Annotated in this window: 13 protein-coding genes and 1 other annotated feature; of the genes, 6 read left to right on the top strand and 7 right to left on the bottom strand. The window is 29.2% G+C overall.

Going from position 1 to position 15,949, the window contains the following annotated elements; all coding sequences use genetic code 11:
• The first annotated feature begins 58 nt into the window (after positions 1–58).
• Entirely contained in the window at positions 59–1,825 is a 1,767-nt protein-coding gene (locus AC4PG3_RS09665; protein ID WP_492196424.1) for a thioredoxin domain-containing protein, read from the top strand.
• Between the two features lie 50 nt (positions 1,826–1,875).
• On the opposite strand, the gene gltS is transcribed toward AC4PG3_RS09665, so the two are convergent.
• The 3 genes from gltS to AC4PG3_RS09650 form a co-directional block, all read right to left on the bottom strand.
• Entirely contained in the window at positions 1,876–3,069 is a 1,194-nt protein-coding gene (gene gltS / locus AC4PG3_RS09660) for a sodium/glutamate symporter (RefSeq protein WP_492196423.1), read from the bottom strand.
• Between the two features lie 145 nt (positions 3,070–3,214).
• Positions 3,215–4,081, bottom strand: coding sequence for a response regulator (locus AC4PG3_RS09655; RefSeq protein WP_492196422.1), 867 nt, complete (start codon positions 4,079–4,081; stop codon positions 3,215–3,217).
• 4 nt (positions 4,082–4,085) lie between these two features.
• Positions 4,086–5,321 (bottom strand): ATP-binding protein, encoded by a 1,236-nt coding sequence (locus tag AC4PG3_RS09650; RefSeq protein ID WP_492196421.1) that lies wholly within the window; start codon positions 5,319–5,321, stop codon positions 4,086–4,088.
• Between the two features lie 169 nt (positions 5,322–5,490).
• On the opposite strand from AC4PG3_RS09650, the gene trpS reads away from it, so the two are divergent.
• Positions 5,491–6,483, top strand: coding sequence for a tryptophan--tRNA ligase (trpS, locus tag AC4PG3_RS09645; protein WP_492196420.1), 993 nt, complete (start codon positions 5,491–5,493; stop codon positions 6,481–6,483).
• 66 nt (positions 6,484–6,549) lie between these two features.
• Here the strand turns inward: trpS and AC4PG3_RS09640 are convergent.
• Positions 6,550–8,108, bottom strand: a protein-coding gene (locus AC4PG3_RS09640; RefSeq protein ID WP_492195962.1) for an IS3 family transposase whose coding sequence is annotated in 2 segments (ribosomal slippage) — positions 6,550–7,454 and positions 7,454–8,108 — 1,560 coding nt in all. Because the reading frame shifts where the segments join, the coding sequence is not laid out codon by codon here.
• 87 nt (positions 8,109–8,195) lie between these two features.
• Positions 8,196–9,194: an ABC transporter substrate-binding protein gene (locus AC4PG3_RS09635; RefSeq protein WP_492196419.1), complete on the bottom strand. Its 999-nt coding sequence runs from the start codon at positions 9,192–9,194 to the stop codon at positions 8,196–8,198.
• Positions 9,195–9,298: 104 nt separating this feature from the next.
• Here AC4PG3_RS09635 and pgsA point away from each other — a divergent pair, with 104 nt between their 5' ends.
• From pgsA to AC4PG3_RS09615, 4 genes are all read left to right on the top strand, one after another.
• Positions 9,299–9,826, top strand: coding sequence for a CDP-diacylglycerol--glycerol-3-phosphate 3-phosphatidyltransferase (pgsA, locus tag AC4PG3_RS09630; protein ID WP_492196418.1), 528 nt, complete (start codon positions 9,299–9,301; stop codon positions 9,824–9,826).
• 44 nt (positions 9,827–9,870) lie between these two features.
• Positions 9,871–10,080, top strand: a binding site (T-box leader).
• A 35-nt stretch (positions 10,081–10,115) separates the two neighbouring features.
• Positions 10,116–12,764 carry a valine--tRNA ligase gene (locus tag AC4PG3_RS09625; protein WP_492196417.1) on the top strand — a complete coding sequence of 883 codons (2,649 nt, stop codon included), beginning with the start codon at positions 10,116–10,118 and terminating at the stop codon, positions 12,762–12,764.
• Positions 12,765–12,776: 12 nt separating this feature from the next.
• Positions 12,777–14,075: a bifunctional folylpolyglutamate synthase/dihydrofolate synthase gene (locus AC4PG3_RS09620; RefSeq protein ID WP_492196416.1), complete on the top strand. Its 1,299-nt coding sequence runs from the start codon at positions 12,777–12,779 to the stop codon at positions 14,073–14,075.
• Positions 14,076–14,151: 76 nt separating this feature from the next.
• On the top strand, positions 14,152–15,084 hold the full coding sequence (locus AC4PG3_RS09615; RefSeq protein ID WP_492196415.1) for a YncE family protein: 933 nt from the start codon (positions 14,152–14,154) through the stop codon (positions 15,082–15,084).
• A 4-nt stretch (positions 15,085–15,088) separates the two neighbouring features.
• On the opposite strand, the gene AC4PG3_RS09610 is transcribed toward AC4PG3_RS09615, so the two are convergent.
• Together AC4PG3_RS09610 and AC4PG3_RS09605 are read right to left on the bottom strand one after the other, a co-directional pair.
• Positions 15,089–15,616: a DUF4364 family protein gene (locus AC4PG3_RS09610; protein ID WP_492196414.1), complete on the bottom strand. Its 528-nt coding sequence runs from the start codon at positions 15,614–15,616 to the stop codon at positions 15,089–15,091.
• Between the two features lie 79 nt (positions 15,617–15,695).
• Complete coding sequence (locus tag AC4PG3_RS09605; RefSeq protein ID WP_492196413.1) at positions 15,696–15,899, bottom strand: alpha/beta-type small acid-soluble spore protein; 204 nt, start codon at positions 15,897–15,899, stop codon at positions 15,696–15,698.
• Positions 15,900–15,949 lie beyond the last annotated feature (50 nt).

Below are 15,949 nucleotides of genomic sequence, written 5' to 3'. Positions count from 1 at the left end.
ATTCATTATCTCAATTGGGTATACTATCCATAATAAACCAAAAAAGGATAGTGATATTATGAATAGATTATCAAATGAAAAGTCCCCCTATCTTCTTCAACACAAAGATAATCCAGTAGATTGGTATTCATGGGGTTCTGAAGCTCTAAATAGGGCTAAGAAAGAAAACAAGCCATTATTCATATCTATAGGTTACTCAACCTGTCATTGGTGTCATGTGATGAATAGAGAGTCTTTTAGTGATATGGAAGTAGCTACTATATTAAATGAATACTTCATCCCTATAAAAGTAGATAGGGAAGAGAGACCAGATATAGACAAGGTATATATGGAGTTTTCTCAGGCTATGACAGGCAGCGGAGGATGGCCTTTAAATATATTAGCTACACCTGATGGAAATCCATTTAGTATAATAACTTATTTGCCAAAAAATGATACAACAGGTATGACAGGGTTAATAAATTATTTAAACAAAATAAAAGATTTATGGAAATATGACTATAAAAGGATTATTAGAGAAAGTTATCTAATATTAAAAGAAGTAAAAAAAATATCAAGCAATATAAAACATGGTAATATACATGAAGATAAAATTAAAGGAGCTAAAGAATCTTTAGAAAAGATTTATGATGAGATTTATGGTGGTTTTGGGAACAGACCTAAATTTCCAATGCCTCAATATATATTGTACCTTCTTAAATATGCAGATGAACAAAGGGATGAATTAGCTTTAGAAATGGCTGAGGATACCCTACAAAAGATGTACAAAGGAGGTCTATTTGATCATATAGGCTATGGTTTTTTTAGATACTCTACAGATGAAAAATGGCTAGTCCCACATTTTGAAAAGATGCTATATGACAATGCTCTGTTATCCCTAGCATATACAAAGGCCTATGAGATAACAGGAAAGGACTTATATAAAGAAGTAACAGATAAGATATTTGAGTTTATAATTCGTGATATGTTGTCAGAAGGAGGAGGGTTTTATTCTGCCCTGGATGCAGATTCGGAAGGTGTAGAGGGTAAATTTTATCTATTTAGTAAAGAAGAGATTATAGAATTATTAGGAGAAGAATGGGGAGAGGATTTTACTCAGCATTATGACATTACAGACAGGGGAAACTTTGAAGGAAGTAATATTCCAAATTTAATCGGAAAAGATTTAGAATCGTTAAAATCAAATAAAAATTTTGCTTTAGATAGTATGATAGACATGTTATTTAGCTATCGAGAAAAGAGAATTAGCCCCCATAGAGATGAAAAAATCCTTACTTCTTGGAATGGACTTATGATAGGTAGCTTAGCTTATGCAGGGAATTTATTTGACAATGAATTTTATATTAAGAAGGCTAAAGAAGCAGCAGACTTTATACTAGACAATTCTATAGATGAACATGGAAATTTATTATCTGTTAATATAGAAGAAGAGTCTTATAATCTAGGATATTTAGATGATTATTCCTTCTTTATATATGGACTATTAAATATATATAAGGCAAATGAAGGAGCAAAATATTTGAAAATAGCTAAAAAGCTTATGGGCAGGGCATTAGAATTATTTCAAGATAAAGTTGATAATGGTTTGTACTTTTATAGTGATATTTCTGAAAAACTAGCTTTAAGGCCAAAGGATATATATGATGGGGCAATACCATCTGGAGTATCATTTATCCTAATAGATTTAATAAAACTATATTTAATTACAAAAGAAGAAAAATATAGTCTGAAGGCTAAAGAAATAATTTATAGTTTTGGAAGAGATATAAATGAAAATCCATTGGCACATTTATATTCCATAATATCTCTTGGAGACTTTATATAGGCATTAAAAAACCCGTAAAGGATATCCTTTACGGGTTAAATTCTTCTTAATTAAAAGAAGTTTATGAAAGCTGCTATTATTGTTATATTGAAGAAGTCTATAAACAAGCTTCCTACTAATGGTAATATAAAGAATGCTGCTGGAGCTGGTCCGAATTTTTCTGTTACTGAGTTCATGTTTGCAATTCCATTTGGAGTTGCACCTAAACCAAATCCACAGTGTCCAGCTGCAAGCACTGCTGCATCATAGTCTTTACCCATTACTTTAAATGTAACAAAATAAGCAAATAAGAACATAAATACTACTTGAGCTACAAGAACTGCTATCATAGGTATTGCAAGTTCTGCTAACTCCCATAGTCTTAAAGACATAAGTGCCATTGATAAGAACAGTGAAAGACTAACTCCACCAATGATATCGATTTCAACTTTAGGTACATCATATACCTTAAAGACATCAGATATATTTCTAATAATTGCTCCTGCAACCATAGCACCTATGTAAACAGGGAAACTGGCACCAATAACATTTTCTAACCATGGGGAAATAATAGTACCTAAACCCATTGCAATTAATATTTCAAAAGTACCAACATAGAAATTTCTAGATTCTAATAATTTCTTTTCATTAGAATTTGAATCTAATTCATAACTTTCTTTATCATCTTTTTTACCAGATAGATTATGTTTTTCAATCAATCGTTTTCCTACTGGGCCACCAATCATACCACCTGCTACTAAACCAAAAGTTGCTGCTGCAACAGCCAGTGAACTAGCTCCCATCATTCCTGCAGCTTCTAGATCTCCACCGATGGCAGCTGCTGTACCGTGTCCACCTACTAGAGGAACTGAACCTGTAGCCATACCTAATAATGGATTTAAGTCAAACATAGATGCAAAAGCTACACCTATTATATTTTGAACTGTTAACAGCACTATAGATAAACCTAAAAATATGATTACTTTAACTCCACCTTTTTTAAGGAGCTTAAAACTTGCACTAAAACCAACTGATGTAAAGAACATTGTCATTGTTAAAGTTTGTAAAGTGTCATTAATTTGAAACTCCATAATTCCTGATTGTTTAAGAAATAATGCTAAAATTGCGAAACTAAGTCCTCCAACTACTGGAGCTGGTATGCAATATTTGGATAAAAAGTTTATCTTTCTTACTAGAAACTCACCAAATAATAGTAATACTACTGCTAGAGCAATAGATTGTACCATGTCTAATTCTAATAACATAATATACCTCCATATAATTTATTTTATGTTTCAATTATAGGAGTCTCATGACAATAACTTACAACATACTACTGAATACTACAAAAATAATTTTAGATTTTGAATTTTTATACAAAACAAACATCAATTATCTGAAAATTATTTTTTAAATCTTTGATATTATACCTTCTATAAATTTTCTTATATTTACTTTTCCTCTGTGCCTTGACTGGTTTTCAATATAATTCATTTCTTGTTTTACTTGCTTAAAGTCAAATAAAAGTGTAGAGTAGTCTGTGAATTTTGCATTATAATAATCATCAAGTCCCATTTCTGCAATATTCGACAGCGATTTTTGGATTATTCGCCTAATTCTCTGTTCGATTGCACTTGCACTTAAATTTAAAGAATTGTCTTGTGATTTTTCTTTTGCAATTTCTTCATATATTTTATGCAATTTGTATTGGGAGTTTGAATAGATATTTTTATGCTTTATAACCTTATTTATAAGATTGATTAAGTCTATAGAACCTAAATCTCCAATTATACCTATGTCTGAAAGTATACTTTCGATTTGGGTGTTGGGATTTATTGAAGGTGGGATTTCTTCTTTTCCAACATTAGTTAAAGCATTTTGTATCAAAGACATAGATTTCTCTAATTGAATATTATAACTTACATTTTTGATAATAGTTAAAACTTCAATAGAATTTATAGGCTTTTTTATAAAAAATAGGACTCCCATATGATATGCACTGGCTACCATAGGTTCATCTTCTACCTGAGATATCATTATAACCTTTCCCTTATATCCTTTATTTAAAATTTCACTTAAAATTTCCACACCATCTTTTTTAGGTAATAAATAATCTATTAATACAATATCAGGATTGTAAAATAGAATCTCTTCTACTGCATGCTCTCCGCTATGTAGCTCTCCTACAACTTTTCCTAAGTTATTTTTTTCAATAAGAGATTTTAGCATCTTCACTATGCTAAAATCATCATCTATTATTACAAAAGTATTTGACATGTTATCACCCTCTTAATAAATTTAATGGGATTTTCACCATAAATTCTGTTCCGAAATCTATATTGGATTTTACAGTTATATTTCCATTTAAGTTTTTTATTATATTTTCTACATGAGATAAACCTATGCCTGTAGAAGATTCCCCAGTTTTATTATTAAATTTTGTAGTAAATCCTGGGTTAAATATATAATCTAAGATATCTTCTTCTATACCATCTCCATCATCCCTTACAATTAATACTAAATATAAGTCATCTATCTCCTCTGAAATAGATATTTTACCTATATCATTTATGGCATCTATTGAGTTTACAATTAAATTATTTAATATTGTAAATAGAAGATAGTAATTTTTTATAAAAATATCATCTTTAATTTTGAAACTTATTATTATATTTTTATTTTTTTGGTATATATACCTATTTATATTATCTTCTATTATGTAGACAATATCTTTAAATCTCATAGAATCATTTTGGGTAAAGGTTTCCATAAAATTTTCCAGTCCTGCCAAGACACGATAATAATCTTTTTTTATTTCATGAACTTCTCTAGCTATATCAAGTGCAGCATCTTTTAAACTAGGATTATCTTTATTTTCTTCATAGAGTTTATGGCTTTTTCCCATGACATCTTCAATATCTTTCATTGATTTTTTCAAATAAAACATTTCAGCTTGAATATTTGAAATAATAGTGTTTAATTGGATGTATCTCTTTTGATGTTCTTTTTTTCTTATAATGAACTCCTGATTTCTAAATACTATAAAAATACCATATGAAATTAAACTACGAATTAATGCTACTAAAAGTATATAAGTAAAGAGTTTATAGTCTAAATTATTTCTTAGAATTGATTCAACAACATTACAAAATATATCTATTATAAAAATTTGCGGTATTGCAGTAATAGGATTATCTCTATTTTTTCTAAGATTCGATAGGTATGCTAAAATAGCAAATAAAAAATAATAAATGGCACCAGGTAAATCCATTTTAATTATTTCTAAGATAAATTTAGAAGAAGACAATGAGCTTATAAGTCCACGAAATAATAATACTGAAATTGCACTTGAAATTCCCAATGTTGTTTCTTTTAAATCTTCTTTTAATAAAAGGGTTAAGCTAAGGGCTATAACACCTGCTGAAAATCTAAAATCACCTTGAAATGGATAAAAGTATAACTCTCCTAGTAAAGCTATAACCACTACAGATGCTATATATTTTTTTTTAGTATTCACTTTATTCCTCCATTATAAGTATTTACAATAATTTAATTATAATAATAAATCACAAAATAATCAAAGAATATATCATTTACAAGGTTTTTAAATAGTGTATAATATATAATAACAATTGAAATTAACGATATCACATAGTTTATTTTTAAATAAGAGAGGGATTACATATATGGAAAAGAAAAAAGTTTTTAGTGGTGTTCAACCTTCAGGTGTATTAACTTTGGGAAACTATATAGGTGCAATTAAAAATTGGGTAGAGTTACAAGATGAATATGAGTGTTACTATTGTGTAGTAGATCAGCATGCTATAACTGTGCCACAAATACCAAAGGATTTAAGAAAAAATACTTTAGATGTATTAGCTTTATTATTATCTTGTGGAATTGATCCTGAAAAATCAACTCTATTTATCCAATCTCACGTTCCTGAGCATTCCCAATTATCTTGGGTACTAAATAGTATAACCTATATGGGACAATTAAATAGAATGACTCAGTATAAAGAAAAGTCTAGAAGATCTGAAGAAAATTTAAATGCTGGATTATTTACATATCCGGTATTAATGGCAGCAGACATACTTCTTTATCAAGCGGATTTAGTTCCTGTTGGTGAAGATCAAAAACAACATTTAGAACTTGCAAGAGATTTAGCTGAGAGATTTAACAATAAATATAGTGATACATTTAAAGTTCCAGATCCTTTAATAAAAGATTTTGGTGCTAGAATAATGAGTTTACAAAAACCTGAATCTAAGATGAGTAAATCTGATAGTGATGAAAATGGATATATACTTCTACTAGATTCAAAGGATTCAATAAGGAGAAAAATAAAAAGAGCAGTAACTGACTCCTTGGCTAAGGTTTCATATAATGATGAACAAATTGGAATAAAAAATCTATTAAATATTTATTCTGTCTTTACAAATGAAGATATAGAAAAAATAGTAGGAAGATACGAGGGCAGTGGTTACGGTAAATTTAAGGAAGATTTAGCAGAAGTAGTAATAGAAGGATTAGATCCTATACAAAGGGAATATAAATATTTAATGGAGAATAAGGATTATTTAGAAAGTATATATAGACAAGGGGCTGAAAAAGCTGGATATACAGCCTTGAAGACCTTGAGAAAAGTTTATAAAAAAGTTGGTTTCATTCCAAGATAAAAATAACCCATATGGATATCTGAACAGCACCCTGTCAAGTAGACAGTGGAAATAATAAAAACAATCTTAAGCAGCCAAGGCTCGATATTCTATCGGGCTGAGGCTGTTTAGTCTTTTTTGCAGTCTCCTATGATTATAAAAACAAATATATTTATCTATATCATTTTTTAGTTCTTCATATGATTTGTATTTATTTAAATAATATTTTTCACATTTCAAAGTTCCCCAAAATGCTTCCATAGGTCCATTATCAATGCATCTCCCTACCCTTGACATGCTTTGGGTCATTCCTGTTGATTCCAACCTTTTCTTAAATCCATAAGATGTATATTGATAACCTCTGTCGCTATGAATTATAGGATTGGCACCTGGATTAGATTTTATAGCCAAATCTAATGTTTCAAATACTAATTGATTATCATTTCTATGTCCTACTACATAAGCCACTATGCTGTTATCATATAGATCTAATATTGCACTTAAATATGCTTTCTTACCATATCCATATTTAAGTTCTGTTACATCTGTAACCCATTTCTCATTTGGTATTGATGCGGAAAATTCTCGATTCAAGATGTTTTCTGCAACAAATAGTGGTGTTGATTTTACATACCTTTTCTTTTTTTTACGAATTACAGATTTTAGTCCAATCACCCTCATCAAGCGATATATTCGCTTATGATTGTAGTTCATATTCAATCTGCGATTAAGATGCATGGTAATTCTTCTATAGCCATAGATCCCATTTACTTCTTCATAAAGACTTATCATTTCTTTTATCAGCATTTCATTTTCTTTTTCTAACTCCGTTTTATCTCTATTAAGCCACTTATAATATGAAGAACGAGCAATATTTGCAACTTTACATAGTAATGATATAGAGTATTTGTTTTCTTTATTAAGCTTTTTTATTACAAGATATTTATTTTCTTGTCTAATACTGCTTAATACCGCCTCCCTTCTAGTTCCTGCAGCTTTTTTAAGAATGCATTCTCCGCCCTTAATCTTTCATTTTCCTTTTCTATTCTTTTCATAGCAAGTTTAATTTTTTCTTCCGATGTAAGCTCTGATTCTACTTTGTTTCTTCCTCTTTTATCTACAAGAGCATCTTCTCCGTATTCTTCAAATTTTCTAACCCATCCATAAACTTGCTGATAGGAAACATCAAATGTTTCAGCAGTTAGCTGATAGCTTTTATTGTTACCAATGCAATATTTTACAATTTCAATTCTTTCTTCTAATGTGGTAGATCTTCCTTTAGTCATAGATTGGCTCATTCCTTTTCCAGTATCTTTTAATTCCCTATGACTATTATACCTCTTAATCCACTTTCTAAGAACACTCTTATCTGATATTTCATATTTATCAGCGATATTACCTAATGAATACTCTCCTGAAAGATAATCTAAAACGGCTGATTCCTTTAATTCCTTTGAATATTTCTTCCATGTTTTTGATTTTTCTAATCCTTGAAATCCATACTTTTCATAGCATTTCTTCCAATGGTAAAAAGTAGATTCATTAATCCTATAAAATCTACACAAGCCTGCAATTGAAATATATGAATTCTCGTATTCCATTAATATATTAAATTTTTCTTCTGCTGTATATTTTATTTTTGACATGAAAATACTCCCCTTTCAGTATCAGATTTTTGTTTTTAAATCTGTCTACCTTAAGGGGAGCATATCATATCCATATGGGTTATAAATTTATTCCATTGCTTTTTTTGCAAATTCTGTATTTACTATTTTTTCATAATCTGCTCTTTTTTCTAACTCTCCTGCTAATTCCATTATGTCCATCATACGCTCAAGTCCTTCTTCTTTTAATATTAAATCAGGCTTCCATGTATCTTGAGCTTTGTATCTATCTATTAAGGACATTAAAATATCCTTATCTGTATCAGGAAACTGTGGTCTGATGGCCTCTGCGATTTTCTCTGTAGAACTCTCTTGAACCCATACCATACCATTATATAGAGCATTTGTAAATCTTTGTATAGTATCTGGATTTTTCTCTATATATTCTTTAGTTGCAGAATAACATGTGTATGGAAGATATCCTCCTTCTTCGCCTATAGAGGCTACAATATATCCTTTGCCTTCTTTTTCTAATGAGGAAGCAACAGGTTCAAATAGGGTTACATAATCTCCCTCTCCTCCCAGAAATGCTCCTGCCATAGCACTAAACTGTATATCAGTTCTAACTTCCACATCTTCACCTAGTTTAAGACCATGAGATTTTAACACATATTCTAAAGTCATCTCAGGCATTCCACCTTTTCTTCCACCGATCACTGTAGTTCCTCTTAGTTTATCAAATGTGAAATTCTCATCTTTCTCTCTACTTACTAAAAATGATCCATCTCTTTGAGTAAGTTGAGCAAAGTTTACTACATAGTTATCTCTGTCTTGATTGTATACATATACAGATGCTTCTGGTCCCATAAAGCCGATGTCCGTTTCTCCACTTAAAAGGGAAGCCATAACTTTATCCGCGCCTTTTCCATTTATTAATTCTATTTCAAAGCCTTCTTCTTCAAAAAAACCTTGAGTTATGGCTACATATTGGGGTGCATAAAATACTGAATGTGTAACCTCCATAAGTTTAATCTTCTCCATTGAGTCATCCTTACAAGCTGTGGAGATAACAGCTAGCATTATGACAAATACACAGATTATTGATATTTTTTTCAAAAACCTAGACATGAAATCACTCCTTATATTGTAATTAGTAATATAGTGCTATATAATGATATAGTATTCTTTTATGAATTCAATGGTTACTAAATTTTAAATTAGGAGGTTTTTCTATGAATATACCTAATCTATTGACAATTCTAAGGATAACTTTAGTTCCTATTTATTTATTTGCATTTTTTTCCAATATAGAAAACAAATTATTGGTTTCTGGATTAATATTTTTATTAGCTGGAATAACAGATTTACTCGATGGGAAAATTGCAAGAAAATATAATTTAATAACAAAACTGGGGATAGTCCTAGATCCTATCGCAGATAAGATGATGACATTTGCCGTTCTTATAAGCTTTACATATGGAGGTCTTATACCGTTTTGGATTTTAATAGCTTTGGGAATAAAGGAAATACTACTTATATTAGGTGGAGGAATTTTGTATTTATTCAAAGGAAAACAAGTTCTGCCTTCGAATAAATATGGAAAACTTGCTACAGTATCCTTCTATATTGCTGCACTTTCTGTAGTATTTAAATTAGGAGAAATGGCTTCTTTAGTACTTTTTTTAATTACAGTAGGTTTAAATATATTAGCATTTATAAATTATTTGATATTGTATATTAAAATGACTGAAAAGAGCTAGTTGACAAAGTATGACAATATTTATATAATTGATTTAACAATTTTATACTTGCATAGAAAAAGAGGAGTAAATAGATACCTTATACAGAGAAAAGGTCCCAGGTTGAAAGGCCTTTAAGCTATATCTATTGAAAGTAGCTTTTGAGCATTTGAGCTGAAACTAAGTAAGCTTAAACGGTTAAGCCGTTATACATTTAAGAGCCATGAAGTTCATGGAATTAAGGTGGTACCGCGAATTTACCCTTCGTCCTTTTATAGGATTGAGGGATTTTTTATTTAGGAGGAATATTATGTTAGAGAATTTACAAAAGACTTATAACCCAAAGGATTTTGAAGACAGACTTTATAAATTTTGGAATCAAAATAATTATTTTAAGGCAAATGTCAATGAAGAAAAGGAAGCATTTACTATAATGATGCCACCTCCAAATGTTACTGGAAATCTTCATATGGGTCATGCTTTAAATAATACTATTCAAGATATATTAACTAGATGGAAAAGAATGAAGGGATATGAGGCATTATGGCTTCCAGGAACAGACCATGCAAGTATTTCTACAGAAGCTAAGGTAGTTGAGAAATTAAAAAAAGAGGGAATAGACAAAGAAAGCCTAGGAAGAGAGAAGTTCTTAGAAAAAGCTTGGGAATGGACAGAGTTATATGGTGGAAATATTAAAAATCAACTTAAAAAACTAGGTGTATCCTGTGATTGGAGTAGAGATAGTTTTACTTTAGATGAAAATTTAAGTAATGCTGTTGAAGAAGTATTTATAAGGCTATATGATAAAGGGCTTATATATAGAGGAGATAGGATTATAAATTGGTGTCCAAGTTGTGCTACAGCAATATCTGATGCAGAGGTAGAGCATGAAGATAGTAAGAGTTATATTTGGCATATAAGCTATCCTGTGAAAGATAGCGATAGATCAATTACCATAGCTACTACAAGACCTGAGACTATGTTAGGAGACTTAGCTATAGCAGTACATCCAAATGATGATAGATATAAGGACTTAGTTGGTAAAACTGCCATACTTCCTTTATCAAATAGAGAAATACCTATTATAGCTGATGAATATGTTGAAATGGAATTTGGTACTGGAGCTTTAAAAATAACACCTTCTCATGACCCAAATGACTTTGAAGTAGGAGAGAGATTTGGACTAGGTCAGTGTATTGTAATAGATGAAAAGGGACATATAAATAAAAATGGTGGAAAATATGAAGGTTTAGATAGGTTTGAAGCTAGAAAGAAAATAGTAGAAGATTTAAAAGAAAATGGATATTTAAAAGAAATAAAAGAGCATGAAAATGCAGTGGGACATTGCGAAAGATGTAATACTATTATTGAACCTTTAATATCTAAACAGTGGTTTGTAAAGATGAAACCCTTAGCAGAACCAGCTCTAGAGGCATTTAGAAATGGAGAATTAAACTTTATACCTGAAAGATTTGGTAAAATATATATTAACTGGTTAGAAAACATAAGAGATTGGTGTATTTCTAGACAGCTTTGGTGGGGACATAGGCTTCCTGTATACTATTGTCAAGATTGTGGAGAGATTATAGTTTCCAGAGAAACACCTGATAAATGTGATAAGTGTAATAGCAAAAATATTATTCAAGATAATGACACATTAGATACTTGGTTTTCTTCTGCCCTTTGGCCTTTTTCAACTTTAGGTTGGCCAGATGAAACTCCAGATTTAAAATACTTTTTCCCTACTGATGTATTGGTAACGGGATATGATATTATATTCTTCTGGATAATTAGAATGGTATTTTCAAGTATAGAGCAAATGGATGAAGTGCCATTTAAAGATGTATTCTTAACTGGATTAGTTCGTGATAGTCAAGGTAGAAAGATGAGTAAGTCCCTTGGAAATGGAATAGATCCATTAGAGATAATTGATATTTATGGAGCAGATGCTTTGAGATTTACCCTAGTTACTGGGAATACTCCAGGTAATGATATGAGATTTTCTAATGAAAGAGTAGAATCAAATAGAAACTTTGCAAATAAGTTGTGGAATGCAACTAGATTTGTACTTATGAATCTAGATGAAGATATAGATTCTAAACTTGAAATTGAAAGCTTAGAACAAGAAGATAAATGGATATTATCTAGACTTAATAGGACAATAAAAGCTGTGGAGAATAATCTGGAAAAATATGAAATAGGATTAGCTGCCCAAAGGGTATATGACTTTATTTGGGAAGACTATTGTGATTGGTATATAGAGATGGTGAAATCCAGACTTTATGGAGAAAAAGAAAAAAGTAAAACTACTGCTCAAAAGGTTTTATTATATGTGTTAAAGGATATAAATAAATTATTACATCCATTTATGCCATTTATAACTGAAGAAATATGGCAACATCTACCAAATAATGATGAAGCTCTTATTATTTCAAATTGGCCAGAATTTAGAGAAGAATTAGAGTTTAAAGAAGCTGAAAACTCTATAGAATTTGTAAAAACTGCTATTAAATCCATTAGAAATGCTAGAGCAGAGATGAATATAGCACCTTCTAGAAAGGCTAATACAATATTTGTTACAAAGGAAGAAGATTTAAAAACCCTTATTTCTGAGCATAAAAGATACTTTATAAATCTTGCTAGTGCAGAAACCGTAGAAATTTTAGATAGTAAAGATTCTTTGGGAGAAGATAATATATCTATAGTCCTTGATAAATGTGAAGTGTTTTTACCACTAAAAGAGCTAATAGATTATGAAAAAGAAATAGAGAGATTAGAAAAGGAAAGAGAAAGACTAGACTCAGAATTAAAAAGAGTTAAGGGAAAACTTTCAAATAAGAAGTTTGTAGAAAAGGCTCCAGAAAAAGTAGTTAATGAAGAAAGAGAAAAACAAGTTAAGTATGAAAATATGATGGAAAAAGTACTTGAAAGATTAGAAAGTCTTAAAAATAACTTATAAGGCGGAATTGATATGAATTATAAAGAAGCGCTGGCTTATATAAATGACAAAAATAAATTTGGATCTCGATTAGGATTAGATTCTATAAGAGAATTGATGAATAATTTAAATAACCCTCAAGATAAACTTAAATTTATACATGTTGCAGGTACTAATGGTAAGGGTTCTACTTCCTCATATCTATCAAATATCCTTGGAGAAGCTGGATACAAGGTAGGACTATTTACATCACCCTATCTTGAAAGGTTCAATGAAAGAATTCAGATGAATGGGAAAAATATCCCAGATGAGGACTTGGCAAATATTACAGAAAAAGTAAAACAGGCTGCAGATAATATGGTAGAAAAAGGATTAGAACATCCTACTACCTTTGAAATAGTAACAGCTATATCATTTATATATTTCTATGAACAAAATGTGGATTATGTAGTTTTAGAAGTAGGTTTAGGAGGAAGATTTGACTCTACAAATATAATTTCTAAATCTATAGCTTCTGTGATTACTACTATAGACTTTGATCATATAAACGAATTAGGAGATACTTTAGAAAAGATAGCCTATCAGAAGGCTGGTATTGTTAAAGAAAGTGGCTTAGTAATATCTTATGATCAAAAAAAGGAAGCTCTAAATACTATAAAAGAAGTATGTGATGAGATGAACGCTTCATTATATATTAGTCAAGAAGAAAATGTAAACGTAAAAGAGGAGACAGAATTTGGAAGTATATTTGACTACAAATATAAAGATTTCTCTTATAAGGATTTAAAAATTTCCATGTTAGGTCACTATCAAGTTTATAACGCAGCTTTAGCCTTAACTACTATTTTAGTTTTAAGAGAAAAGGGTCTTATAAATATAGAAGATAAAGATATTTATGATGGACTATATAAAACTAAATGGAAAGGGAGACTAGAAGTTATAAAGAGAAAGCCTACATTTTTAATAGATGGGGCTCACAATGTACAAGGGATAAAAAATTTATCTAAAACTTTAAGTCTATTTAAATATAATAAACTGATACTAGGAGTGGGTATTCTAAAGGATAAGGATGTAGATAAGATGCTAAATTCTCTAATACCCCTTGCGGATAAAATAATTGTAACACAAGTTAATATGCCAAGAAAACTACCAGCAGTAGAATTGGCTAAAAAGATAGAAAAATACAATAAAGAAATATACATTCAATCTGAAATAAAAGATGCTATAAAAGAAGCTACAGAATTGGCAAATGAAGATGATTTAATAGTGTTTGCTGGCTCACTTTACATGATTGGAGAAGTAAGAAGTTTAGTAAAACCTTCCTATTTATAAATAGGAAGGTTTTTTTGCACTTTTACACAGGATATAGCATAAAATAAAATTAATATATGGTGTAGGAGGTGTAAATTTGCCATTCAATAAAATAATAACTACAAATTCTGGTGATGATACTTTAGAGATAATATGGATAAATAAAAATTTCAAAAAAGATGTAATTTATTTAATAGATATATTAAAAGAAAGTAAAAAAAAATACTCTAAAAACTTAGGATATAGTTTGGGGCCTATGGATTTATGCTTAGACAATGGAGAAGATCTATTGGTTTTAAACTCCTATGACGATTCTGTTTTTAAAATAGATATGAAAAAAGGAAAATTAAAAGACATATTAAAGGTTGGTAGATTTCCTACAAGTATAAAATCTTATAAAAATAAAATATATATATTAAATAGTGATTCAAATTCAATATCAATTATTGAAAATCCAGATTTTAAATTAATAGGAAATATAAGTGTTGGAGCAAATCCTATAGATATGGAAATAGATAATTTGAACGAAAAAATATACACTTCTAATTTACAGGATTTTAGTATGAATATTATTTCTATAAGAGAAAATGAAAATGAGAATGTAAGATTAGATGGTCAACCTAGAAAGGTTATTTTAGGACAAGATAGTATATTCGTATTGATAAATTATGTAGATGAAGATATAGGGTATAGCCAAATAAAAGAGTTTAGACAGGTGGATAATAAATTAATAAAAACATATAATGTAAAGGGACTATTTTATAACTTTATAAAATTAGATCATTTAGATGTTTTTTATCTTTTTAATACAGAAGATGGATATTTATATAAATTAAATATAGTTGAAAGGGTTATAGAAAAAATTGTATATATAGGAGGTCTTTCAACTAAGGCCATATACATTTATCCTAAGAGATTATTTATAAATAATCTCTTAAAAAATGAAATTATGATAATTGACATATTAGAAGAAAGGATAGAGTCAGTAATTAAGACAGGTAAAAATCCAGAATCCTTTATAATATTATAAAGGATTATTCTGTAAATAAATTTATAATATTTGAGTATATAAATTCAGTTTTATTTTTCCAAGCATCACAAACCAATTTAGCTTGTTCTTCAGATGCAACATCAATATATAGACTAAATAATGTTTTTGTATTTTCTACAAGTTTTAAATTAACTAAATATTGTTTATCTTCCTTTTCAAAGAATTCAGCTACAATCTGAGTTTCTTCTTTTTTAATAGATTTATAAACTTTTTTTTCTGTATTTAAATCTTCTTTTATATTTGATGGTATCTTAGAATCAAAGTAGTTTAATGCAATCTCTCCTTTTTCAGACAGAGAATACTTTTCTTCGTTATTAATAGTGGATATTTTTATGAATTCTGACTCAATTAATTCACTTAGATATTGTTGAATTAAAAAAAAGTTTAAATAATTTTTTTTCAAAATAAATTCTGTTAGCTGATTTTTAGTAAAATTATTTGGGAATTTTTTTATTATGTATAATAAAATCAATTTATTTTGAGCAAGCTCCTCTGTATTATTTGAAAACATCTGATCACCTCATAGTATTATTATCTTAATTATAGCATAAAAATTAGAGAAGTGAAATTCACTTCTCTAATTGAGATTGTTATTTACCAGACATTTGATTTTGAGCAGATTCTACTAATTTCTTAACCATATAGCCACCAACATACCCATTTTGTCTTGATGATAAATTTCCTTTATCTATACCATTATAGTTTTGGATACCAAGTTCATTAGCTATTTCTAACTTCATTTGATCTAAAGCTGCTCTAGCTTCTGGTACAACTATTTTATTATTTGTAGCCATTTTTTCTTCCTCCTCTACAACAAATATGATTTATTTAATTATCATTGTTG

The organism is Tissierella sp. QWL-11, assembly GCF_058683765.1.
This window is presented reverse-complemented; position numbering and strand designations above follow the sequence as displayed.

Coding starts and splice junctions, on each gene's coding strand:
- AC4PG3_RS09625 (WP_492196417.1), top strand. CDS start 10,116: ATGTTAGAGAATTTACAAAAGACTTATAACCCAAAGGATTTTGAAGAC.
- AC4PG3_RS09620 (WP_492196416.1), top strand. CDS start 12,777: ATGAATTATAAAGAAGCGCTGGCTTATATAAATGACAAAAATAAATTT.
- AC4PG3_RS09635 (WP_492196419.1), bottom strand. CDS start 9,194: ATGTCTAGGTTTTTGAAAAAAATATCAATAATCTGTGTATTTGTCATA.
- trpS (WP_492196420.1), top strand. CDS start 5,491: ATGGAAAAGAAAAAAGTTTTTAGTGGTGTTCAACCTTCAGGTGTATTA.
- pgsA (WP_492196418.1), top strand. CDS start 9,299: ATGAATATACCTAATCTATTGACAATTCTAAGGATAACTTTAGTTCCT.
- AC4PG3_RS09610 (WP_492196414.1), bottom strand. CDS start 15,616: ATGTTTTCAAATAATACAGAGGAGCTTGCTCAAAATAAATTGATTTTA.
- gltS (WP_492196423.1), bottom strand. CDS start 3,069: ATGTTATTAGAATTAGACATGGTACAATCTATTGCTCTAGCAGTAGTA.
- AC4PG3_RS09605 (WP_492196413.1), bottom strand. CDS start 15,899: ATGGCTACAAATAATAAAATAGTTGTACCAGAAGCTAGAGCAGCTTTA.
- AC4PG3_RS09665 (WP_492196424.1), top strand. CDS start 59: ATGAATAGATTATCAAATGAAAAGTCCCCCTATCTTCTTCAACACAAA.
- AC4PG3_RS09655 (WP_492196422.1), bottom strand. CDS start 4,081: ATGTCAAATACTTTTGTAATAATAGATGATGATTTTAGCATAGTGAAG.